We start from the raw sequence: 23,549 nt of genomic DNA, 5'->3' as shown, positions 1-23,549 counted from the left end.
CCCAGGTCTTGATCATCTTCTCGCGCCATATCCGCTGCCAAAAATGCCAATCCTTCGATCATGGCCTCGCCTTCTCGCGATGCCGAAGCAATCGCTCCACAACCTGGTATTTTTGCCAGGTTTGCGGTCGTTGATGTTTTGGTAGATTTCAAACAGAAATCTGCATGCGAGGAAACAGGCGTGGGTGCGCAGAAACTTTTGGCGACCGATTGGATGTTCAGCCCACTTTCGGTCCACACGGTGTCAAACGTTCAGGCAGTGGTCTACTCCGTCTACGGCCATCGGGCGGCCATCGAGTCTTTGCCAATGACAGGCTTTACCGGGCAACGCTTTGAGCCCGGGTTGAAAGGGTATCTGTTGGGCAATGGTCATAGAGCCTTTAACCCAGCGTTGATGCGTTTTCATTCCCCCGATCAGCTGAGTCCTTTCGATGATGGAGGGATCAACGCTTATGCATATTGCGCGGGGAACCCGGTGAATCGACGGGATCCCTCAGGCCAAACCGCTGTAACTGTGGTTGGCCATGTCTTCGGCTATTCGGCCAGCACGATGACCTCTGTCGGAGCCTTCAACCGCGTTGCTGATCAAGTTGTGAAAAAACGCATAAACCCGGGGGGGGTTGAGCCGACCCTTCTCAACAAATGGGGTAACACATTGCAGTTCTGGGGGGGATTTTTCGGGGATGTTGGCAGATCAGTGCTGCTACAAAAGGGGCTTGCTGACGCGCCGACGGGCGCCGAGGATATTTCGACCTATGTTGCGCAAACGGCCAGTAGCATGGGCATTGCCGGAGGGGGGGCGTTGCTGACCCAGCCGATGGTGACAGGCTGGGTGGCCAAGGCTAAGGAAAATAAGCTCTCCGTCCTTGGTGTGGTTGCAGAAACGTTTTATGAAGTGTCCGGAACAGCAATGGTGGTAGAGGGCGCTCAGGCTGCTGCAAGTCTGGTAGCTAGGGGCGCACAAGCAGCAGCAGGCCTAGTGGTGGGGGGCGTTCGAGCACTGTACACAGGGCCCGTAGTTGGCGAGATCCGTGGCGCCGCGTGACCAGTTGGTTAGCCATTACACGATCGAGTGAGCACGAGCAGGCCGTCGAACGCCTCGTTCCCACAAGGCCCGCTGCCACGTCGTGGATTTGGAGAGTGGACACCCGCGTTGATGGCGACCCTCACTGTCGCGGATCGCTGGAATAACTGGATACTTAAGTGTATACACTTCCCGAAAAACAATAATTATCGGGGAGTGGCACATGCGCATCTGGCGGCGGAGCATCCAATGGCAATTGATCGCGAGCATGGGCGCCGCCCTGCTGGCGAGCATCCTGGTGGTGGTGGCGATCTACACGGTGGCGCTCAACCGCCTCACCGAGCGCTACCTGGTGGACACGGCCTTGCCGGCCAGCATCGAAGCCATCCGCAACGATATCGAGCGCATGCTCGGCCGCCCGCTGGTGGCGGCCGCGGATATCGCCGGCAACACCCTCCTGCGCGACTGGCTGGCTGCCGGTGAAGATCCCGCCGCGCTGCCGGCGTTCATCGAATACCTCGACGCCGCCAAGCAGCGCAACCACGCCTTTACCACCCTGTTCGCCTCCACGGTGAGCGGCAACTACTACAACGAAAAAGGCCTGGACCGCACCCTCAGTCGCGCCAACCCCAAGGACAACTGGTTCTACGGCTACATCGACAGCGGTGCCGAGCGCATGCTGAACATCGACATCGATGGCTCCACGGGCGAATTGGCGCTGTTCATCGACTATCGCGTGGAAAAGGCCGGCCAGCTGGTGGGCGTGGCGGGCATGGGCCTGCGCATGACCGAGCTGTCCAAGCTGATCCACGACTTCAGCTTCGGCGAGCACGGCAAGGTGTTCCTGGTGCGCAACGACGGGCTGATCCAGGTGCATCCCGACCAGCAGTTCAGTGGCAAGCGTCAACTTGCCGAGCAACTGGACGTCAAGGCGGCGAAAGCTGTGCTGGTAGGCGGCGAGGGCCTGCGCAGCAGCCGTTTCCAACGTGATGGCGAGGACTACCTGGCCTTGGGCTTGCCCTTGCGCGACCTGAACTGGACGCTGGTGGCCGAGGTGCCGGAAGCCGAGATCTATGCCCAGGCGCGCCAGGCGATCTGGCAGACCTGCCTGATTGGCGGCGGCGTGGCGCTGATCTCGTTGTTGCTGGTGGTGCTGCTGGCGCGCGGGTTGGTGCGGCCGATCCGCCAGGTCACGGCGGCGCTGGTGCAGATCGGCGGTGGCGCGGGCGACCTCAGCCATCGCCTGGACGATGCGCGCCAGGACGAACTGGGCGATCTGGCCCGGGGCTTCAACCGTTTCCTCGACAGCCAGCGCGGCCTGATCGGCGAGGTACTGCGCACCACCGAACGCCTGCACCAGTCGGTAGAGCAGGTGACCCAGGTGGTGGACAACACCGCCGAGCGCTCGGGCCGCCAGCAGGAAATGACCGAGATGGTCGCCACCGCCGTGCATGAGATGGGCCTGACCGTGCAGGATATTGCCCAGAACGCCGGCTCCGCTGCCCACGCCTCGCAGTCGGCGCGGGATGAGGCGCTGCAGGCGCGGGAAGTGGTGCGCCGCTCCATCCACAACATCGAGGGCATGTCCGGGGAGATCGGCCGCGCCGCCGAGGCCGTGACCCAGCTGGCCGACGAGGTTGCCTCGATCGATGAGGTGCTGGCGGTGATCCGCAGCATTTCCGAGCAGACCAACCTGCTGGCGCTCAACGCCGCCATCGAGGCCGCGCGGGCCGGTGAGATGGGCCGGGGCTTCGCGGTTGTCGCCGATGAAGTACGCACCTTGGCGCGACGCACCCAGGTGTCCACCGACGAAGTGCAACAGATGATCCAGCGTCTCAAGCACGGCGCCGGCATGGCGGTGGCGTCGATGCAGGCCGGGCAAACGGCCACCGGCAACGGGGTCGAGTCGAGCCAGCGCACCGGCACCTCGCTGGGCGCGATCACCGATCAGGTCGAGCGCATCAGCGGCATGAACGAGCAGGTGGCCACGGCCACCGAGGAGCAGTCGGCGGTGACCGAGGAGATCAACCGGACGGTACAGGGGATTTCCGACCTGGCGCGGCAGACGGCCGCCGAGGTGCAGGATTGCCGCGAGGAGTGCCAGGCGCTGCGTGGTTTGGCCGATGACCTGGCGCGGCAGATGGGTGGGTTCCGCCTTTGAATCGCAGGCGAGCGCTTTGCGCTCGTTTCGCCGGCAAGCCGGCTCCCACAGGTGATCGCTTAACCCTGTGAGAGCCGGCTTGCCGGCGATGGCGGCCTGTCAGGCGTTGAAGATACCGCGGATATCCGCCGCCAACTCCCGCACGCGAGATTCCTGGGTATCCCACGAGCACATGAACCGCGCACCACCGCTGCCGATGAAGGTATAGAAACGCCAGCCTTTGTTGCGCAGCGCCTCCAGCGCAGGTTCCGGCATCTGCAGGAACACCCCGTTGGCCTCAACCGGGAACATCAGCTCCACCCCCGGCAGGTCACTCACCAGCGACGCCAGCAGCTGCGCGCAGTGGTTGGCGTGCTGGCCATGGCGCATCCAGGCGCCGTCTTCGAGCAGCCCGACCCATGGCGCCGACAAGAAGCGCATCTTCGACGCCAGCTGCCCGGCCTGCTTGCAGCGGTAGTCGAAGTCTTCGGCCAGGTCGCGGTTGAAGAACAGGATCGCCTCGCCCACCGCCATGCCGTTCTTGGTGCCACCAAAACACAGCACATCCACGCCAGACTTCCAGGTCAGCTCGGCCGGCGAGCAGCCGAGGAACGCGCAGGCATTGGTGAAGCGCGCGCCGTCCATGTGCAGGTTCAGGCCCAGTTCCTTGCAGGTGGCGCTGATCGCCTTGAGCTCGTCGGGGCGGTAGACGGTGCCCACTTCGGTGGCCTGGGTAAGGGTCACCACCCGCGGCTTGGGGTAGTGGATGTCCTGGCGCTTGAGTGCCACTTCGCGGATCGACTCGGGGGTGAGCTTGCCATTGACGCTAGGCGCGGTAAGCAGCTTGGAGCCGTTGGAGAAGAACTCCGGCGCGCCGCATTCGTCGGTCTCGACGTGGGCGGTCTCGGAGCAGATCACGCTGTGGTAGCTCTGGCACAGCGAGGCCAGGGCCAGGGAGTTGGCAGCGGTGCCGTTGAAGGCGAAGAACACTTCGCAGTCGGTCTCGAACAGCTTGCGGAAGTACTCCGAGGCGCGTTCGGTCCACTGGTCGTCGCCGTAGGCGCGTTCGTGGCCCTGGTTGGCCTTTTCCATCGCGGCCCAGGCTTCGGGGCAGATGCCGGAATAGTTGTCGCTGGCGAATTGCTGGTTGTTATTGGTCATGACGCCTGTCCTTTTTACGACGCAGGCACGCACTCTAAACCATCGATTCGGCGGTTGCCTATACAGGCCAACGCTATCCCTGTGGGAGCCGGCTTGCCGGCGATAGCGTCCGCTCAACCAGCGATGGTTCTGCGTCTGGCCCCATCGCCGGCAAGCCGGCTCCCACAGGGCTGTGTGGCGCTTGGGGTAGCAATGTCGTAAACGCGCCATTGCAAGGCGCGCGCAGGCATCTGTACCGCCGTGCCCGGTCATACCATCGCTGCAAAGGGTGGGAAAACCCTCACCAGACAAGAAACGATCGCTGCCGGGAGATACACGATGTTCAGCAAGCAAGACCAGATCCAGGGTTACGACGACGCACTGCTGGCGGCGATGAATGCCGAGGAACAGCGCCAGGAAGATCACATCGAGCTGATCGCCTCGGAAAACTACACCAGCAAGCGCGTGATGCAGGCCCAGGGCAGCGGCCTGACCAACAAGTACGCCGAAGGCTACCCGGGCAAGCGCTACTACGGCGGCTGCGAACATGTGGACAAAGTCGAGGCGCTGGCCATCGAGCGCGCCAAGCAGCTGTTCGGCGCCGATTACGCCAACGTCCAGCCGCACTCCGGCTCCTCGGCCAACGGCGCTGTGTACCTGGCCCTGCTGCAGGCCGGCGACACCATCCTGGGCATGAGCCTGGCCCACGGCGGCCACCTGACCCACGGCGCCAAGGTGTCGTCCTCGGGCAAGTTGTACAACGCCGTTCAATACGGGATCGACACCGCAACCGGCTTGATCGACTACGACGAAGTCGAGCGCCTGGCCGTGGAACACAAGCCGAAGATGATCGTCGCCGGCTTCTCGGCCTACTCCAAGACCCTGGATTTCCCGCGTTTCCGCCAGATCGCCGATAAAGTCGGCGCGCTGCTGTTCGTCGACATGGCCCACGTCGCCGGCCTGGTCGCCGCCGGCCTGTACCCCAACCCGATCCCCTTCGCCGACGTGGTCACCACCACCACCCACAAGACCCTGCGCGGTCCGCGTGGCGGCCTGATCCTGGCCAAGTCCAACGAAGAGATCGAGAAGAAGCTCAACGCCGCCGTGTTCCCCGGTGCCCAGGGCGGCCCGCTGATGCACGTGATCGCCGCCAAGGCGGTGTGCTTCAAGGAAGCGCTGGAGCCTGGATTCAAGGCCTACCAGAAACAAGTCATCGAAAACGCCCAGGCCATGGCCCAGGTGTTCATCGAGCGCGGCTACGACGTGGTGTCCGGCGGCACCGACAACCATCTGTTCCTGGTCAGCCTGATCCGCCAGGGCCTGACCGGCAAGGACGCCGACGCCGCCCTGGGCCGCGCCCATATCACCGTCAACAAGAACGCCGTGCCCAACGACCCGCAGTCGCCGTTCGTCACCTCGGGTCTGCGCATCGGCACCCCGGCCGTCACCACCCGCGGCTTCAAGGTCGCCCAGTGCGTGGCCCTGGCCGGCTGGATCTGCGATGTGCTGGACAACCTGGGCGACGCCGATGTCGAGGCCGATGTGGCCAAGAACGTCGCCGCGCTGTGCGCCGACTTCCCGGTCTACCGCTGAGTGGAGCAGAACACCATGCAACGTTATTCGGGCTTCGGCCTCTTCAAGCACTCCCTCAGCCACCACGAGAACTGGCAGCGCATGTGGCGCACGCCGACGCCGAAGAAGGTCTATGACGTGGTCATCGTCGGCGGTGGCGGCCATGGCCTGGCCACCGCCTACTACCTGGCCAAGGAGCACGGCATCACCAACGTCGCGGTGATCGAGAAGGGCTACCTGGGCGGGGGCAACACCGCTCGCAACACCACCATCGTGCGTTCCAACTACCTGTGGGACGAGTCGGCGCACCTGTATGAGCACGCCATGAAGTTGTGGGAAGGCCTCTCGCAGGACATCAACTACAACGTGATGTTCTCCCAGCGCGGCGTCTACAACCTGTGCCACACCCTGCAGGACATCCGCGACTCCGAGCGCCGGGTCAACGCCAACCGCCTCAACGGTGTAGACGGCGAGTTGATCCGCACAGAGCAGGTGGCGGCCGAGATCCCCTATCTGGATTGCTCGAAAAACACCCGCTACCCGATCCTCGGCGCCACCGTGCAACGGCGTGGCGGCGTGGCTCGCCATGATGCCGTGGCCTGGGGCTTCGCCCGTGCCGCTGACGCGCTGGGCGTGGACCTGATCCAGCAGACCGAAGTGATTGGCTTCCGTAAGGAAAACGGCGCGGTGATCGGCGTCGAGACCAACAAGGGCTTCATCGGCGCCAAGCGCGTCGGCGTGGTCACCGCCGGTAACTCCGGGCACATGGCCAAGCTCGCCGGCTTCCGCCTGCCGCTGGAGTCGCACCCGTTGCAGGCGCTGGTATCGGAGCCGATCAAGCCGATCATCGACAGCGTGATCATGTCCAACGCCGTGCACGGCTACATCAGCCAGTCCGACAAGGGTGACCTGGTGATCGGCGCCGGTATCGACGGCTGGGTCGGCTACGGCCAGCGCGGTTCGTACCCGGTCATCGAGCACACCCTGCAGGCGATCGTCGAGATGTTCCCGATCCTCTCCCGCGTACGCATGAACCGCCAGTGGGGCGGCATCGTCGACACCACCCCCGACGCTTGCCCGATCATCTCCAAGACCCCGGTGAAGAACATGTTCTTCAACTGCGGCTGGGGCACTGGCGGCTTCAAGGCCACCCCGGGCTCGGGCAACGTGTTTGCCGCCAGCCTGGCCAAGGGCGAGATGCACCCGCTGGCCGCGCCATTCTCCATCGACCGTTTCTACAACGGCGCGCTGATCGACGAACACGGCGCCGCTGCCGTCGCCCACTGACCCCGGAGACAACCGTCATGTTGCACATCTTCTGTCCCCACTGCGGCGAGCTGCGCTCCGAGGAAGAATTCCACGCGTCCGGCCAGGCCCATATCGCCCGCCCGCTGGACCCGAACGCCTGCTCCGACGAGGAGTGGGGCACCTACATGTTCTTCCGCGACAACCCGCGTGGCATCCACCACGAGCTGTGGGACCACGTTGCCGGCTGCCGCCAGTACTTCAACGTCACCCGCGACACCGTGACCTACGAGATTCTGGAAACCTACAAGATCGGCGAGAAGCCTCAGGTCACCGCCGCCTCGAAACAGAGCAGCGCGCCAGCGACCGCCAAGGGCCAAGGGGAAAAAGTATGAGCCAGACCTATCGCCTCGCCAGCGGCGGCCGTATCGACCGCAGCAAGGTGCTGAACTTCACCTTCAACGGCAAGACCTACCAGGGCTATGCCGGCGACACCCTGGCCGCCGCGCTGCTGGCCAACGGCGTCGACATCGTCGGGCGCAGCTTCAAGTACTCGCGTCCCCGCGGGATCATCGCCGCCGGTACCGAAGAGCCGAATGCGATCCTGCAGATCGGCGCCAGCGAAGCCACCCAGATCCCCAACGTGCGCGCCACCCAGCAGGCCCTGTACGCAGGCCTGGTGGCCACCAGCACCAACGGCTGGCCGACCGTCAACAACGACATGATGGGCATCATCGGCAAGGTCGGCGGCAACATGATGCCGCCCGGGTTCTACTACAAGACCTTCATGTACCCCAAGTCGTTCTGGATGACCTACGAGAAGTACATCCGCAAGGCGGCGGGCCTGGGCCGTGCGCCGCTGCAGAATGACCCGGACAGCTACGACTACATGAACCAGCACTGTGACGTGCTGATCGTCGGCGCCGGCCCTGCCGGCCTGGCTGCCGCGCTGGCTGCCGCCCGTAGTGGCGCACGGGTGATCCTGGCGGACGAGCAGGAAGAGTTCGGCGGCACCCTGCTCGACAGCCGCGAAACCCTCGACGGCAAACCGGCCGCCGATTGGGTCAATGCGGTTGTGGCCGAGCTGGAAAGCCTGCCGGAAGTTACCCTGCTGCCGCGCAGCACGGTCAACGGCTACCACGACCATAACTTCCTGACCATCCATGAGCGGCTCACCGACCACCTCGGCGACCGCGCCCCGATCGGCCAGGTGCGTCAGCGCGTGCACCGCGTGCGCGCCAACCGCGTAGTACTGGCTGCTGGTGCCCACGAGCGCCCGCTGGTGTACGGCAACAACGACCTGCCGGGCAACATGCTGGCCGGCGCCGTGTCCACCTACGTGCGCCGCTATGGCGTGGCCCCAGGCCGCAAGCTGGTGCTGTCGACCAACAACGACCACGCTTACCGCGCCGCGCTGGACTGGCACGACGCCGGCCTGCAGGTGGTCGCCATCGCTGACGCCCGCCACAACCCACGCGGGTCTCTGGTCGAGGAGGCGCGTGCCAAGGGCATCCGCATCCTCACCTCCAGCGCCGTGATCGAGGCCAAGGGCAGCAAGCACGTCACCGGCGCCCGCGTGGCCGCCATCGATGTGCAGGCGCGCAAGGTCACCAGCCCCGGTGAAACCCTCGACTGCGACCTGATCGCCACCTCCGGCGGCTACAGCCCGGTGGTGCACCTGGCCTCGCACCTGGGCGGTCGCCCGGTGTGGCGTGAAGACATCCTCGGCTTCGTGCCGGGCGATGCCCCGCAGAAGCGCGTGTGCGTCGGTGGCGTGAACGGTGTCTACGCCCTCGGTGACGTGATCGCCGACGGTTTCGAAGGCGGTGTTCGCGCCGCCACCGAGGCCGGCTTCAAGGCCAGCGTCGGCACCTTGCCGAAAACCCTGGCGCGCAAGGAAGAGGCCACCGTGGCGTTGTTCCAGGTGCCCCACGACAAAGGCACCGCCCGTGCGCCGAAGCAGTTCGTCGACCAACAGAACGACGTCACCGCCGCGGCCATCGAGCTGGCCACCCGCGAAGGCTTCGAGTCGGTCGAGCACGTCAAGCGCTACACCGCGCTGGGCTTCGGCACCGACCAGGGCAAGCTGGGCAACATCAACGGCCTGGCCATCGCCGCCCGTTCGCTCGGGATAGGCATCCCGGAAATGGGCACCACCATGTTCCGCCCCAACTACACGCCGGTGACCTTCGGCGCGGTAGCCGGCCGGCACTGCGGCCACCTGTTCGAACCGGTGCGCTTCACCGCCCTGCATGCCTGGCACATCAAGAACGGCGCCGAGTTCGAGGACGTCGGCCAATGGAAGCGCCCGTGGTACTTCCCCAAGCCCGGCGAAGACATTCACACCGCCGTGGCCCGCGAATGCAAGGCCGTGCGTGACAGCGTCGGCCTGCTGGATGCCTCGACCCTGGGCAAGATCGATATCCAGGGCGCGGACGCCCGCGAGTTCCTCAACCGCATCTACAGCAACGCCTGGACCAAGCTCGACGTGGGCAAGGCCCGCTACGGCCTGATGTGCAAGGAAGACGGCATGGTCTTCGACGACGGCGTGACCGCCTGCGTCGGCGACAACCACTTCATCATGACCACCACCACCGGCGGCGCCGCCCGCGTGCTGCAGTGGCTGGAGCTGTACCACCAGACCGAATGGCCGGAAATGAAGGTGTACTTCACCTCGGTCACCGACCACTGGGCGACCATGACTCTGTCCGGCCCCAACAGCCGCAAGCTGCTGGCCGAGGTCAGCGACATCGACCTGGACAAGGACGGCTTCCCATTCATGAGCTGGAAGGAAGGCCTGGTCGGCGGCGTGCCGGCGCGGGTGTTCCGCATCTCGTTCACCGGCGAGCTGTCGTACGAGATCAACGTGCAGGCCAACTACGCCATGGGCGTGCTGGAGCAGATCGTCGAGGCGGGCAAGAAGTACAACCTGACCCCGTACGGCACCGAGACCATGCACGTGCTGCGCGCCGAGAAGGGCTTCATCATCGTTGGCCAGGACACCGACGGCTCGATGACCCCGGACGACCTCAACATGAGCTGGTGCGTGGGCCGCAACAAGGCCTTCTCGTGGATCGGCCTGCGCGGCATGAACCGTGAAGACACCACCCGCGACAACCGCAAGCAGCTGGTGGGCCTCAAGCCCGTGGACCCGAACGTGTGGCTGCCGGAGGGCGCCCAGCTGGTGTTCGACCCCAAGCAGCCGATCCCGATGGACATGGTCGGCCACGTCACCTCCAGCTACGCGGCCAACTCCCTGGGCTATTCGTTCGCCATGGGCGTGGTCAAGGGCGGCCTCAAGCGCATGGGCGAGCGGGTGTATTCGCCGCAGGCCGATGGCAGCGTGATCGAGGCGGAAATCGTGTCTTCGGTGTTCTTCGATCCGAAGGGTGAGCGGCAGAACGTTTGATTCCGGGCCCTGTGGGGGCAGGCCAGGCCCTTCGCCGGCAAGCCGGCTCCCACAGGTTCGATGCAGTTCCTGAGGTCGATGCGGTCCCTGTGGGAGCTGGCTTGCCAGCGATGGGGCCAGCGCATCCATCCAGTTGCTGCATCGCTTCGACGAACACGAATTCAAGGCAGGTAAGAAATGAGCGCTATCAACGTCTTCCAGCAAAACCCCGGCGCCGACGCCAAGGCTCAGTCGCCGTTGCACCACGCCGACCTGGCCAGCCTGGTCGGCAAGGGCCGCAAGAACGCAGGCGTGACCCTGCGCGAAAAGAAATTCCTCGGCCACCTGACCCTGCGTGGCGACGGCCATGACCAGGCCTTCGCCGGCGGCGTGCACAAGGCCCTTGGCCTGGAGCTGCCGGTGGCCCTGACCGTGGTCGCCAACAGCGAGATGTCGCTGCAGTGGGTCGGCCCGGACGAGTGGTTGCTGATCGTCCCCGGCGGCCAGGAGTTCACTGTGGAGCAGAAGCTGCGCGATGCCCTCGACGGCCAGCATATCCAGGTGGTCAACGTCACCGGTGGGCAGACCCTGCTCGAGCTGCGCGGCCCCAACGTGCGCGACGTGCTGATGAAATCCACCAGCTATGATGTACACCCGAACAACTTCCCGGTCGGCAAGGCCGTCGGTACCGTGTTCGCCAAGTCGCAACTGGTGATCCGCCGCACCGCCGAGGACACCTGGGAGTTGGTGATTCGCCGCAGCTTCTCCGACTACTGGTGGCTGTGGCTGCAGGACGCATCGGCCGAGTACGGCCTGGCCATCGAAGCCTAAGGAGCAGCACCATGAGTCGGGCACCGGACACCTGGATTCTCACCGCCGACTGCCCGAGCATGCTCGGCACGGTCGATGTGGTGACGCGTCATCTCTACGAGCAGCGCTGCTACGTCACCGAGCACCATTCCTTCGATGACCGGCTTTCGGGGCGGTTCTTCATTCGTGTGGAGTTCCGCGCCGCGGACGGCTTCGACGAGGAGGGCTTCCGCGCCGGCCTCGCCGAACGCAGCGAAGCCTTCGGCATGGCCTTTGAGCTGACCGCGCCGAATCACCGCCCCAAGGTGGTGATCATGGTGTCCAAGGCCGACCATTGCCTGAACGACCTGCTGTACCGCCAACGCATCGGCCAGCTGGCCATGGATGTGGTCGCGGTGGTGTCCAACCACCCCGACCTGGAGCCGCTGGCGCACTGGCACAAGATTCCGTACTACCACTTCGCCCTCGACCCCAACGACAAGCCGGCGCAGGAGCGCAAGGTGCTGCAGGTGATCGAGGAGAGCGGCGCCGAACTGGTGATCCTCGCCCGCTACATGCAAGTGCTGTCGCCGGAGCTGTGCCGCCGGCTGGATGGCTGGGCGATCAACATCCACCACTCGCTGCTGCCTGGGTTCAAGGGCGCCAAGCCGTATCACCAGGCCTACAACAAGGGCGTGAAGATGGTCGGTGCCACCGCGCACTACATCAACAACGACCTGGACGAAGGGCCGATCATCGCCCAGGGTGTGGAGGTGGTGGATCACAGCCACTATCCGGAAGACCTGATCGCCAAGGGGCGGGACATCGAGTGCCTTACCCTGGCGCGGGCGGTGGGGTATCACATTGAGCGGCGGGTGTTCCTCAACGCCAATCGCACGGTCGTGCTCTGATAGATCGCCGGGGCTGCTGCGCAGCCCTTTCGCTGGCAAGCCAGCTCCCACAGGTTCTGCGCGGACACTGTGGGAGCTGGCTTGTCGTGGCGACGAACCGCAGCGAATGGGCCGCAAAGCGGCCCCAGGTTTTTGCGCCGCAAACAGGCATCCCCCTGTCGCATCCAGTCACCGCCCCATCCCCCATCAAGCCCACAATCCCTTCATTCCAGTAACACAGGCCGCCCACGGAAAGGCGGCGCTTTCCACCACCGCTGCATAAATACAAATCAAGCGAGGTAAGAGCATGTCTGGTAACCGTGGAGTGGTGTATCTCGGCGCGGGCAAGGTCGAGGTGCAGAAGATCGACTACCCCAAGATGCAGGACCCGCGCGGCAAGAAGATCGAGCACGGTGTCATCCTCAAGGTGGTCTCCACCAATATCTGCGGCTCCGACCAGCACATGGTCCGTGGCCGCACCACCGCCCAGGTCGGCCTGGTACTCGGCCACGAAATCACCGGTGAAATCGTCGAGCTGGGCCGTGACGTCGAGCGCTTGAAGATCGGCGACCTGGTGTCGGTGCCGTTCAACGTCGCCTGCGGCCGTTGCCGTTCGTGCAAAGAGATGCACACCGGCGTCTGCCTCACCGTCAACCCGGCCCGCGCCGGCGGCGCCTATGGCTACGTCGACATGGGCGACTGGACCGGTGGCCAGGCCGAATACGTGCTGGTGCCGTATGCCGACTTCAACCTGCTGAAACTGCCGGACCGCGACAAGGCCATGGAGAAGATCCGCGACCTGACCTGCCTGTCCGACATCCTCCCCACCGGCTACCACGGCGCCGTCACCGCAGGTGTTGGACCGGGCAGCACCGTCTACGTTGCTGGTGCCGGTCCAGTCGGCCTGGCCGCCGCAGCGTCCGCCCGCCTGCTGGGCGCCGCCTGCGTGATCGTCGGCGACCTCAACCCGTTGCGCCTGGCCCACGCCAAGTCTCAGGGCTTCGAGGTGGTCGACCTGTCCAAGGACACCCCGCTGCACGAGCAGATCGTCGATATCCTCGGCGAGCCGGAAGTGGACTGCGCCGTCGATGCCGTCGGCTTCGAAGCCCGTGGCCATGGCCATGAAGGCGCCAAGCACGAGGCCCCGGCCACCGTGCTCAACTCGCTGATGCAAGTGACCCGAGTGGCCGGCAACATCGGCATTCCGGGCCTGTACGTGACCGAAGACCCGGGCGCGGTGGATGCCGCCGCCAAGATCGGCGCGCTGAGCATCCGCTTCGGCCTGGGCTGGGCCAAGTCGCACAGCTTCCACACCGGGCAGACCCCGACCATGAAGTACAACCGCCAGCTTATGCAGGCGATCATGTGGGACCGCATCAATATCGCCGAAGTGGTGGGGGTGCAGGTGATCAGCCTGGATCAGGCGCCGGAGGGGTATGGCGAGTTTGATGCAGGGGTGCCGAAGAAGTTTGTGATTGACCCGCATAAGACGTTTAGTGCGGCGTAGGTCGGAATAGTCAGAGCCCCGTATATAGGGGCTCTGTTTTTTGTATTGCTCATGTTCGATAGGCACTTTAAGTGCGTGACTTTTTCGGCTCTGATGAATTTGCAGTAGAAGATGCTTTGTCTTTTTCAGAGAGGCTTTCGTAAGAAGCATCAGGGTTTTCGGGGGAGCGCTGATGGAGCACTGAGCCCTGCATATCAGTTGCCAGTAATTTTGTGGAGGTCATGTGCTTATTGGTCTGATTCATAGGGTCACCTATGTTTGAGTGATTCAGCATCTGAATCTGCCGCGAAACCATAGGGTTGACAACTGGCATAAATACTAGGGCTATTGGATGGCCTAATCATGCGGCCTACCACTATTTTCTGCCCTATTAAGGCTGTCGGGATCTGTATGTGGCCAGATCTGGGCGCGGTGGATGCCGCCGCCAAGATCGGCGCGCTGAGCATTCGCTTCGACCTGGGCTGGGCCAAGTCCCACAGCTTCCACACCGGGCAGACCCCGACCATGAAGTACAACCGCTAGTTGATGCAGGTGATCATGTGGGGCCGTGTCAATATCGCTGAAGTGGTGGGGGCCGGTGATCAGCCTGAATCAGGCGCCGGAGGGGTATTGAGAGTTTGATTCGGGGGTGTCGAAGAGGTTTGTGATTGATCCGCATAAGATGCTTGGCACAGCATAGGAAGATGCTCTGGTGTTAGGCTTTACAGTTAAGGGTGCGCGCCAGATGTACAGACCAAAGCGCTATTGCGCTTTGGTCTTTTGTATTTTTGCAGGGTGTGATTATTGAGCTGTTAGCAGGGTTTTAGTATGTGGTCTTCTATTGTTGTAGGCTTCTAAGGGCCTCGGTCATCTGCGGGGTGTTAAAAATTCGTGTAAAGGTTTTTGGTTTGCCTATTTGAGCTGCATACTCTGCTTCGGATAGTCCAAATTGCTCGTGCTTAGGGACTTTGCGCGGTTGAGGAGCTTCTGTATTTGCCGAGCGGGAGATAGTTGATTGTTCTGGGGGTGCTAATGAGGCTTTTTGGTATATTACTTTCGAGTGTCCAAGGCGGCTAAGCCGATTATTGTGTTTGTCTAAGTGATCCTTTGCGTTGACAGCGATGGAGCGCGCGTTATTGATAGAGGCCTGTTTTTTCATGTCATAAAATTCCGCAGGCTTCATGTCTTTTACCGCATTATCATAGGCGACTTTATAATGGTCGGCTCTGGTTTTGGAGTGTTGTTGCAGTGATGCATTACTTGAGAATATTTTTCTGATAATCCATGGTAAATGACCGGTTGGGTCTGTCATGTTTATAGGGTTGTTGTCAACGTAAGTGTATGGATTTACACCGCCGGCATCGAAGGGGCTAAGATTGTCTGGAGAATTGAAGCGCATAAGCACTGAAAGGTAGCTTCGAAAGCTTCCAAGGATGTAGCTGTCGGTCCTCGAGCGCCTCTCGCCATTAAAGCCTAGATGAGATGGCCCAGTGTTTTCAACACGGTCATAGCCGAACGGTGTGTAAGTGAATTTTTGGGTTTGTGTACCTAGGACTGTCCCGCTCCTATCGCATAACAGTATCGTGATCAAATTCCTGTTGGGTCTATTACTCATGATCCGGCCTCCAACTATGGTATTCAGGAGCATGAAGCCGATCGGCGAATCAAACAACTAGCAAAATTGCTAGGTGTGGGAATTATCCTCCCTATTTCGCAGGGAGTTTCTTACAGGCTTACAGAGTCGAAAGAAATACCCTGTGCAATCTGTCGATACACGTCTGATTGTCGAGGGAAATCCTGGCCACTAGGCTTTTCCGGTCGCCAACACAGCATGGTGCCTCGATGAAAGAAATCGTCCCTGACCCACCTGAAGACCTTCACGCCAAATTCCAGCTCCCACCCGGCTAATCCCTTTCCACTGCCATCCTCGAAAGACAACTCCAGGCGTCCAGCTTGCAGCACTTGACCGTCGCCTGGGGGCAGGTCGATGCGCTGGTGGGGGCGTTGAAGCAGGTGCCTGCCTCGGGCTTTTATCAGCAGGGTTGAAACAGCCGGGGCCGCTGTGCGGCCCATCGCCGCGGTTCGTCGCCACGACAAGCCGGCTCCCACAGGGGCCGCGCAGGGCCCTAGCTATTGCGCAATCCACTGTGGGAGCTGGCTTGCCAGCGATTGGGCCCTGGGATGAACACCGATGGCCGGCCCGGAACAAACCCCCGGCACCCCAGTCCAACCCCTCGTTTCCCGGCCATTCCGGCCGACGAGGTCCCTCCCGATGAAAGCATTCACCCTGGCAACCCTGATGACCCTGGCCGCAAGCCCGGTGTTCGCCTTCAACCTCAGCGATGCGGCCAATGCCGTCTCGGCCATGCAGAACCAGAACCAGCAGGCCCAGGGGCAAGCGCCAGCCGCCCAGGCCAACCTGCTCAATACGCTGGGCAGCGAATTGAAGATCACGCCCGAGCAGGCCATCGGCGGCGCGGGGGCCATGTTGGGCCTGGCGCGCAACAACCTCAGCGGCGATGACTACGGGCAGTTGACCAAGGCTGTGCCGGGGCTCGACCTGCTGTCGGGCAACAATGCATTGGGTGGGCTGAACGGGCTGGGGCAGTTGCTGGGCAATGACAAGAACAGCTCGGCCCTGAGCAATGCGCTGGGTGGTGAAGTCGAGAACCGCAACGACCTGGACACCGCCTTCAAGGCGCTGGGCATGGATACCGGGATGATCGGCCAATTCGCGCCGTTGATCCTGCAGTACCTGGGGCAGCAGGGGATTGCCGGATCGTTGCTGCAGAACCTGGGGAGTTTGTGGGGTAGCCCGGCGGTAAACACCCCGTCGGTCTGACCCCATCCTCTGCAGGAGCGGTGCACCGCCGCTCCTGCAGGAGGCATGCGGGGCTACGCTGTTTCGGAGAAATCCACCAGCCGCACCGGCCGACGGAAACCGGCTGTCAGCACCGCCAGGTACGCCAGCCCCAACGCAAACCAGCACAAGCCGATCACCAGCGTCAGCGCCGACAAGCTGGTCCACAGCCACAAGGTCAGGCTCAACCCCACCAGCGGTACCGCGCCATAGCGCAGCAGGCCCAGCGGCGTGCGCTGGCTGGCGTCATCCATCAGGTGCGTCTTCACCACCGCCAGGTTCACCGCCGAGAACGCCACCAGCGCGCCAAAGCTGATCAGCGAGGCGAGGGTGGCCAGGTCGATCACCAGTGCCAGCAGCGAGAACGCCGACACCAGCAGGGTGGCGAACACCGGCGTGCCGAAGCGCGGCGACAGGTAGCCGAAGCTGCGCTGCGGCAGCACGCGGTCGCGGCCCATGGTGAACAGGATGCGCGACACCGCCGCCTGCGAGGCCAGCGCCGAGCCCAGGCTGCCGGCAACGAAGGCAGCGGTGAAGAAGTTGGCGAGGAACTGCCCGCCGGCCTTCATCATCACTTCGTTGGCGGCGGCATCGGTGTTGGCGAAGGTGCTGCCCGGCAGTACCAGCTGGCTGACGTAGGCCAGCACGGTGAACAGCAGCCCGGCGCCAAGGGTGGTGAGGATGATCGCCCGCGGCACGTCGCGGCGGGCGTCCTTGCATTCTTCGGCCAGGGTCGACACGGCATCGAAGCCGAGGAACGACAGGCACAGCACCGCCGCCCCCGCCATCAAGGCGCCGAAGCCCGGCGCGCTGCCATCACCGCGCAGCGGTGCCAGCAGGTCCACCGGCTGGCCGGCCAGGCCCTGCCAGGACAGGGCGACGAACACGCCGATGAAGACGATCTGCGCGCCGACGATCAGGTTGCTGGTCTTGGCCACCGAGTGGATGCCGACCACGTTGAGCACGGTCACCACGGCGATGGCCGCCAGCACGATGGTCCAGGCCGGGATGGCCGGGAAGGCGATGTTGAGGAACAGCCCGATCAGCAGGTAATTGATCATCGGGATGAACAGGTAGTCGAGCAGCAGCGACCAGCCCGCCAGGAAACCCACGTTGGGGCCGAACGCCATGTTGGTGTAGGAGTACGCCGAGCCCGCGACCGGGAAGCGTTTGACCATGAAACTGTAGGAGGTGGCGGTGAACAGCATGGCCAGCAGGGTGACCAGGTAGGCAGCGGCGGTGCGGCCACCGGTGAGTTCGGTGACGATGCCGTAGGTGGTGAAGATGGTCAGCGGGACCATGTACACCAGGCCGAAGAACACCAGGGCGGGCAGGCCCAGGACGCGGCGCAGTTGCGCGGGGGCGGAGCAGGGAGGGTTGGCCATCGATCGATCCTGGCTTTTCTTGTAGTTGTGGTTGATCGATTTTTATCCACTCAGGTGGGTGGTGACAAACAAAGAGTTCCTTATGTCGATTATAAATCTGGATTTTAATCGAGGTTTGGTGAGGTGTTTGTAGGCCCTATCGCGGGCAAGAGCGCGACAGGGCCATTGGTTTCAGCGCATCTCCGCGCGCAATTGCGCGATCCGCTGGTCCTTGTCCAGCCACAGCTGGTTGACCCAGGCCTGCACCGTCTGGCGGAACGCCGGGTCGTTCTCGTAATCGCCCTCGCACAGCGCCGGGTCCAGCTCGCGTACGCGGATGTCGATGATCACCCGGCTGATGCTGCCGTTGAGCAGGTCCCAGAACCCCGGCGCCTTGTCGCCCGGGTAGACGATGGTCACATCAAGCAGCGCATCCAGCTGCTCGCCCAGCGCCGCCAGCACGAAAGCCACGCCGCCGGCCTTGGGCTTGAGCAGGTGACGGTAGGGCGATTGTTGCTCGGCGCGCTTGGCCTCGGTGAAGCGGGTGCCTTCGAGGTAGTTGACCACGGTCACCGGCTGGCGCTTGAACAGCTCGCAGGCGGCCTTGGTGATCTCCAGGTCCTTGCCCTTGAGTTCGGGGTGCTTGTCGAGGAAGGCCTTGCTGTAGCGCTTCATGAACGGATAATCCAGCCCCCACCAGGCCAGGCCCAGCAGCGGTACCCAGATCAGCTCTTTCTTGAGGAAGAACTTGAAGAACGGCACGCGGCGGTTGAGGCTCTCGATCAGTGCCGGGATATCCACCCAGGTCTGGTGATTGCTCACGCACAGGTACGAGGTGTCCTGGCGCAGCGTGTCGACGCCGCGGATGTCCCACTGGGTGGGGATGCACAGGGCGAAGATGGCCTTGTCGATTTCCGACCAGGTTTCGGCGATCCACATCACCGCGGCCGACGCGTAGTCGCGGCCACGGCCCGGCAGCACCAGCTTGAGCAGGGCGAAGACCAGCAGCGGGCCGATCAGCACCAGGGTGTTGAGCAGCAGCAGGGTGAGGGTGAGGATGCCGGTCAGCAGGCGACGCATAAGGGGACTCTTGTTGTGTGAAGTGAACGGTTGGCAATGATAAGCAGGGTATGGCCCTTAGCCAAACGTCGTACGTCCATTAACTGGGACAAATGTTTCACATTATGTTGTTTAACCTGTGGCGACGAACCTATCCTGCCCGCACAGTCTAAGCACTGACCCCTCTCAAGGAAGCCTGCCCTGTGAAACCCTTGCTTGCCCTGCTGTCCCTTCTGGCGCTGCCGGTGATGGCCGCGGAACCGACGCTCTATGGCCGTTACGAGAACATCAAGCTGCCGGAGATCGGCCAGACCCTCAAAGCCAAGATGGATACCGGTGCCTGGACCGCTTCGCTGTCGGCCAAGGACATCGAGATGTTCACCCGTGATGGCAACGAGTGGGTGCGCTTCCGCCTGGCGACCGAGGGCGCCAGCGACAAGCTCTACGAGCATGAAGTGTCGCGTATCAGCAAGATCAAGAACCGCGCCGAGGAAGATGACGAGGAGGAGTCGCCAGCGCTCTCGCATCGCCCGGTGATCGACCTGGAAATGTGCCTGGGCGATGTGAAACGCACCGTGGAGGTCAACCTGGTCGACCGCAGCAATTTCCGCTATCCGCTGTTGATCGGCTCCAAGGCCCTGCGCAAGTTCAAGGCGGCGGTGGATCCGCGCGAGAAGTTCACGGCAGGCAATCCGGGCTGCTGATGCGGCAGTAGCAAGCATCGAGCGACAAGCTGCAAGAAACGGCGGATCGGTGTAAGTTGCCGCGATCCGCTTTCACTTGAAGCTTGCAGCTCGAGGCTTGCCGCTCAGATGCCCCACATCCTCATCGTCGAAGACGAATCCGCCATCGCCGACACCCTCATCTACGCCCTGCAGGCCGACGGCCACAGCACCGAGTGGGTGACCCTCGGCAGCGCCGCCGTCGAGCAGCAGCGCCTGCGCCCGGCCGACCTGGTGATCCTCGATATCGGCCTGCCCGATATCAGTGGCTTCGAGACCTGCCGCCAGCTGCGCCGTTTCAGCGAGGTGCCAGTGATGTTCCTCAGCGCCCGCGACGCCGAGATCGACCGCGTGCTGGGTCTGGAAATCGGCGCCGACGACTACGTGGTCAAGCCGTTCAGCCCCCGCGAGGTGGCGGCGCGGGTGCGGGCGATCCTCAAGCGCATGGCGCCGAGGGTTGAAGTGGCCAGCGACAGCACGCCGTTCCAGCTCGATACCTTGGCGATGCGTATCAGCTACCGGGGCCAGGCGCTGGCGCTCACCCGCCATGAGTTCCGCCTCCTGCAAAGCCTGCTCGAGCAACCGCGCCGGGTGTTCAGCCGCGAGCAACTGCTCGATGGTTTGGGCGTGGCCTCGGACGTGGGCTATGAGCGCACCATCGACAGCCATATCAAGAGCCTGCGCGCCAAGCTGCGCCAGGTCGCGCCCGATGCCGAGGCAATCCAGACGCACCGCGGCCTGGGCTACAGCTACAGCCCGGAGCACGCCTGATGCGCCTGGGGATTCGCATCTTCCTGGTGTACTTCCTGTTCGTCGGCCTGGCGGGTTACTTCCTGCTCAATACGGTGCGCGAGCAGATCCGCCCGGTGGTGCGGCAGTCATCGGAAGAAACCCTGGTGGACACCGCCAATCTGCTGGCCGAGATCCTTCATGACGATGTGAAGAACGGCACCCTGACCCAGAGCCGCCTGTCGCAGGTACTGGCCTCCTATGGCGAGCGGCGCCCGAGCGCGCAGATCTGGGGGTTGGCGAAAAACCAGGTCAGCCACCGGATCTACGTGACCGATGCCAAGGGCGTCGTCCTGCTCGACTCCAGCGGCCAGGCCGTGGGCAAGGACTATTCGCGCTGGAACGACGTCTACCTGACCTTGCGCGGCCAGTACGGCGCACGCTCGACCCGCAGCGACCCGGATGACGAAAGCACCTCGGTGATGCATGTGGCGGCGCCGATCCTCGACGGCGGCCAGATCATCGGCGTGGTCACCGTGGCCAAGCCCAACAGCTCGCTGCAGCCGTACATCGACCGCTCCGAGCGGCGCCTGCTGATCCTCGGCCTCGGGCTGATCGTGCTTGGCCTGTTGGTGGGGGCGGCGCTGTCGTGGTGGCTGACCCGCTCGCTGCGCCGCCTAACCCACTATGCCCAGGCGGTCAGCGAGGGCCAGCGTGCCGCGCTGCCGCACTACAAGGGCGGCGAGCTGCTGCAACTGGCCACGGCGGTGGAGCGCATGCGTACCCAGCTCGAAGGCAAGGCCTACGTTGAACGCTACGTGCACACGCTCACCCATGAACTCAAGAGCCCGCTGGCGGCGATCCGTGGCGCCTCGGAACTGCTGCAGGGCGACATGCCGCAAGATCAGCGGGCGCGCTTTGCCGGCAATATCGAGCGCGAGAGCGACCGCTTGCAGCAGATGATCGAGCGGCTGCTCAACCTGGCCCGGGTCGAACAGATGCAGGCCCTGGAGGACGAGCAGCAGGTGGCGGTGGCGGCATTGATCGACGAGCTGCTGCTGGCCCATGGCACGAGGATCGACGGTGCCGGGTTGCAGGTACGCCAGCGGATCCCGGCGGGCCTCAGGCTGCTGTGCGATCCATTCCTGATGCGCCAGGCGCTGGCCAACCTGCTGGACAACGCATTGGACTTCACTCCGCAGCAAGGCGCATTGGCCTTCGAGCTGGAGCGCGATGGCGAGCGGGTGGCCTTGAGCCTGTTCAACCAGGGGCAGGCGATCCCCGAATATGCCCTGGGCCGGGTCAGCGAGCGCTTCTATTCGCTGCCAAGGCCCGGCACCGGGCGCAAGAGCACCGGGCTGGGGCTGAACTTCGTGGCCGAGGTGATGCAGTTGCATGGCGGGGCGCTGGCCGTGGACAACGTCGAGGGTGGCGTGCGGGTGAGGTTGTGGCTGCCGGCGCGGCGCGTCAGTTGAGTTGCCGGGGGCCGCTTTGCGGCCCTTTCGCCGGCGAGCCGGCTCCCAAGGGGATTTGCGCATGGCATGCGCGCGGGTAGCCCGAATCTCCACACAATCTCCACATTCCCTCCCCAAGGGCTCCACGCAGCGGGCAGACACTGCCCCCATCGCAAACGGAGCCCAATCCCATGAACAAGACCCTAGGTTTCAAGCTCGGCCTGATTGCCGTGCTGATCCTGATGCTGCTGATTCCCCTGCTGATGATCGGCGGCTTGATCGACGAACGTCAGCAACTGCGCAACAACGTGCTCGGTGAGATCGCCGCGAGCTCCAGCTTCGACCAGTTGGTCAGTGGCCCGGTGGTGGTGGTGCCCTATCGCAAGTACGAGCGCCGCTGGATCGACAAGGACGGCAAGAGCGTCCAGGAAACCAGTACGGTCCACGGCCAGCTGTATTTCCTGCCGGAAACCTTCGAAATGGATGTGGGTGTCGATACCGAGCTGCGTGCCCGGGGCATCTACCAGGCGCGCCTGTTCCATGCCAAGAGCAGGATCAGCGGCCGCTTCAAGCTGCCCGAGCGCTGGGGGATCGAGAAGGACTACGACGACTATCGCTTCGACAAGCCGCGGCTGATGGTCGGCATCAGTGATATCCGCGGCATCGAGAACAGCCTTGAACTGAAGTTGGACGACCAGCGCCTGCCGTTCCAGCCCGGCAACGGTGTCGACTGGTTGCCTGGCGGCGTGCATGTGGACCTGCCGCAGTTCAGCGAACCGCAGGCCCGGGAGTTCACCTATGCCTTCGACCTGGACCTGCTGGGCACCGGGCAACTGGCCGTGCTGCCGGTCGGGCGCAGCAGTACCGTGGACATGCGCGCCAACTGGCCGCACCCGAGCTTCATCGGCAACTTCCTGCCCAGCCGCCGCGCCATCGACGAGAAAGGCTTCAGCGCCCACTGGCAGACCACGTTCTTTGCCACCAACCTGGAAGAAGCGGTGCGCCTGTGCGCCTCGGCGCAGAAGTGCGCTGACTTCACCGACCGGGCTTTCGGCGTCAGCTTCGTCGACCCGGTGGACCAGTACCTCAAGAGCGAGCGGGCGATCAAGTACGCGTTGCTGTTCATTGCCCTGACCTTCGCCGGCTTCTTCCTGTTCGAGGTGCTGAAGAACCTCAGCGTGCACCCGGTGCAGTACATCCTGGTGGGCGTGGCCCTGGCGTTCTTCTACCTGCTGCTGCTGTCGTTGTCGGAGCACCTGGGGTTCGGCCTGGCCTATGGGCTGTCGGCGTCGGGCTGTGTGCTGCTGATCGGCTTCTACCTGGTGCACGTGCTGCGCAGCCTGGGACGCGGGGTGGGCTTTGCGGCGGGGTTGGCGGCGTTGTACGGCATGCTCTACGGGCTGCTCAGCGCCGAGGACTACGCACTGCTGATGGGCTCGTTGCTGTGCTTTGGCCTGCTGGGCGTGTTCATGGTGCTGACCCGCCGGCTGGACTGGTCGCGGGTGGGGAGGGGGGTATGAGGGAGGATAGAGAGATCGGGCGCTGGTTGGCGCTCAGGATTGCGCAGTTGTTTCCTGTGATACCGCAGTGACGCCGGGGCTGCCGTGCAGCCCAATCGCCGCGGTTCGTCGCCACGACAAGCCGGCTCCCACAAGGATTGCGCTGAACTCTGTGGGAGCCGGCTTGCC

Annotated in this window: 19 protein-coding genes and 1 pseudogene; 15 read left to right on the top strand and 5 right to left on the bottom strand. The window is 63.5% G+C overall.

What is annotated here, in order from left to right:
- The first annotated feature begins 60 nt into the window (after nucleotides 1-60).
- Nucleotides 61-1,044: an RHS repeat-associated core domain-containing protein gene (locus tag AAHK21_RS12090; protein ID WP_367857350.1), complete on the top strand. Its 984-nt coding sequence runs from the start codon at nucleotides 61-63 to the stop codon at nucleotides 1,042-1,044.
- 202 nt (nucleotides 1,045-1,246) lie between these two features.
- Nucleotides 1,247-3,184 (top strand): methyl-accepting chemotaxis protein, encoded by a 1,938-nt coding sequence (locus AAHK21_RS12085; RefSeq protein WP_367857349.1) that lies wholly within the window; start codon nucleotides 1,247-1,249, stop codon nucleotides 3,182-3,184.
- Nucleotides 3,185-3,283: 99 nt separating this feature from the next.
- Here the strand turns inward: AAHK21_RS12085 and AAHK21_RS12080 are convergent, their stop codons facing one another.
- Nucleotides 3,284-4,324: a low specificity L-threonine aldolase gene (locus tag AAHK21_RS12080; protein ID WP_046857450.1), complete on the bottom strand. Its 1,041-nt coding sequence runs from the start codon at nucleotides 4,322-4,324 to the stop codon at nucleotides 3,284-3,286.
- A gap of 318 nt (nucleotides 4,325-4,642) precedes the next feature.
- Between AAHK21_RS12080 and AAHK21_RS12075 the strand changes: the two genes are divergently transcribed.
- The 7 genes from AAHK21_RS12075 to fdhA all read left to right on the top strand — a co-directional run bounded on the left by AAHK21_RS12075 (nucleotide 4,643) and on the right by fdhA (nucleotide 13,694).
- A complete protein-coding gene (locus AAHK21_RS12075) occupies nucleotides 4,643-5,896 on the top strand; it encodes a serine hydroxymethyltransferase (protein ID WP_217868001.1) in 1,254 nt (417 codons plus the stop codon).
- 15 nt (nucleotides 5,897-5,911) lie between these two features.
- On the top strand, nucleotides 5,912-7,162 hold the full coding sequence (locus tag AAHK21_RS12070; protein ID WP_046857448.1) for a sarcosine oxidase subunit beta family protein: 1,251 nt from the start codon (nucleotides 5,912-5,914) through the stop codon (nucleotides 7,160-7,162).
- A gap of 17 nt (nucleotides 7,163-7,179) precedes the next feature.
- On the top strand, nucleotides 7,180-7,515 hold the full coding sequence (locus AAHK21_RS12065) for a sarcosine oxidase subunit delta (RefSeq protein WP_023631299.1): 336 nt from the start codon (nucleotides 7,180-7,182) through the stop codon (nucleotides 7,513-7,515).
- On the top strand, nucleotides 7,512-10,529 hold the full coding sequence (locus AAHK21_RS12060; RefSeq protein WP_367857348.1) for a sarcosine oxidase subunit alpha: 3,018 nt from the start codon (nucleotides 7,512-7,514) through the stop codon (nucleotides 10,527-10,529). The genes AAHK21_RS12065 and AAHK21_RS12060 overlap by 4 nt, the downstream gene beginning before the upstream one ends.
- 177 nt (nucleotides 10,530-10,706) lie before the next feature.
- Nucleotides 10,707-11,339: a sarcosine oxidase subunit gamma gene (locus AAHK21_RS12055; protein WP_367857347.1), complete on the top strand. Its 633-nt coding sequence runs from the start codon at nucleotides 10,707-10,709 to the stop codon at nucleotides 11,337-11,339.
- 11 nt (nucleotides 11,340-11,350) lie between these two features.
- On the top strand, nucleotides 11,351-12,208 hold the full coding sequence (purU, locus tag AAHK21_RS12050; protein WP_023631289.1) for a formyltetrahydrofolate deformylase: 858 nt from the start codon (nucleotides 11,351-11,353) through the stop codon (nucleotides 12,206-12,208).
- A 286-nt stretch (nucleotides 12,209-12,494) separates the two neighbouring features.
- Nucleotides 12,495-13,694, top strand: coding sequence for a formaldehyde dehydrogenase, glutathione-independent (fdhA, locus tag AAHK21_RS12045; protein WP_367857346.1), 1,200 nt, complete (start codon nucleotides 12,495-12,497; stop codon nucleotides 13,692-13,694).
- A 67-nt stretch (nucleotides 13,695-13,761) separates the two neighbouring features.
- On the opposite strand, the gene AAHK21_RS12040 is transcribed toward fdhA, so the two are convergent.
- Entirely contained in the window at nucleotides 13,762-13,938 is a 177-nt protein-coding gene (locus tag AAHK21_RS12040) for a hypothetical protein (protein WP_367857345.1), read from the bottom strand.
- 161 nt (nucleotides 13,939-14,099) lie between these two features.
- Between AAHK21_RS12040 and AAHK21_RS12035 the strand changes: the two are divergent.
- Nucleotides 14,100-14,373: pseudogene (locus AAHK21_RS12035) on the top strand (formaldehyde dehydrogenase, glutathione-independent); the annotation flags it as partial.
- A 138-nt stretch (nucleotides 14,374-14,511) separates the two neighbouring features.
- Here AAHK21_RS12035 and AAHK21_RS12030 read toward each other — a convergent pair.
- Nucleotides 14,512-15,288 carry an RHS repeat-associated core domain-containing protein gene (locus AAHK21_RS12030; RefSeq protein WP_367857344.1) on the bottom strand — a complete coding sequence of 259 codons (777 nt, stop codon included), beginning with the start codon at nucleotides 15,286-15,288 and terminating at the stop codon, nucleotides 14,512-14,514.
- A 657-nt stretch (nucleotides 15,289-15,945) separates the two neighbouring features.
- Between AAHK21_RS12030 and AAHK21_RS12025 the strand changes: the two genes are divergently transcribed.
- Nucleotides 15,946-16,515: a DUF2780 domain-containing protein gene (locus AAHK21_RS12025; protein WP_367857343.1), complete on the top strand. Its 570-nt coding sequence runs from the start codon at nucleotides 15,946-15,948 to the stop codon at nucleotides 16,513-16,515.
- Between the two features lie 53 nt (nucleotides 16,516-16,568).
- Here the strand turns inward: AAHK21_RS12025 and AAHK21_RS12020 are convergent, their stop codons facing one another.
- A complete protein-coding gene (locus AAHK21_RS12020) occupies nucleotides 16,569-17,918 on the bottom strand; it encodes an APC family permease (RefSeq protein ID WP_367857342.1) in 1,350 nt (449 codons plus the stop codon).
- Between the two features lie 171 nt (nucleotides 17,919-18,089).
- Nucleotides 18,090-18,977, bottom strand: coding sequence for an acyltransferase (locus AAHK21_RS12015; RefSeq protein WP_046857441.1), 888 nt, complete (start codon nucleotides 18,975-18,977; stop codon nucleotides 18,090-18,092).
- Nucleotides 18,978-19,159: 182 nt separating this feature from the next.
- Between AAHK21_RS12015 and AAHK21_RS12010 the strand changes: the two genes are divergently transcribed.
- From AAHK21_RS12010 to creD, 4 genes are all read left to right on the top strand, one after another.
- Nucleotides 19,160-19,660 carry an ATP-dependent zinc protease gene (locus AAHK21_RS12010; RefSeq protein ID WP_094011550.1) on the top strand — a complete coding sequence of 167 codons (501 nt, stop codon included), beginning with the start codon at nucleotides 19,160-19,162 and terminating at the stop codon, nucleotides 19,658-19,660.
- A gap of 108 nt (nucleotides 19,661-19,768) precedes the next feature.
- Nucleotides 19,769-20,449: a two-component system response regulator CreB gene (gene creB, locus AAHK21_RS12005; protein WP_038707205.1), complete on the top strand. Its 681-nt coding sequence runs from the start codon at nucleotides 19,769-19,771 to the stop codon at nucleotides 20,447-20,449.
- Nucleotides 20,449-21,882, top strand: coding sequence for a two-component system sensor histidine kinase CreC (gene creC / locus AAHK21_RS12000; protein WP_367857341.1), 1,434 nt, complete (start codon nucleotides 20,449-20,451; stop codon nucleotides 21,880-21,882). The genes creB and creC overlap by 1 nt, the downstream gene beginning before the upstream one ends.
- 170 nt (nucleotides 21,883-22,052) lie before the next feature.
- On the top strand, nucleotides 22,053-23,381 hold the full coding sequence (gene creD / locus AAHK21_RS11995) for a cell envelope integrity protein CreD (protein WP_367857340.1): 1,329 nt from the start codon (nucleotides 22,053-22,055) through the stop codon (nucleotides 23,379-23,381).
- Nucleotides 23,382-23,549: the final 168 nt, after the last annotated feature.

The organism is Pseudomonas sp. TE50-2 (assembly GCF_040813665.1).
GTDB lineage: Bacteria > Pseudomonadota > Gammaproteobacteria > Pseudomonadales > Pseudomonadaceae > Aquipseudomonas > Aquipseudomonas soli.
This window is presented reverse-complemented; position numbering and strand designations above follow the sequence as displayed.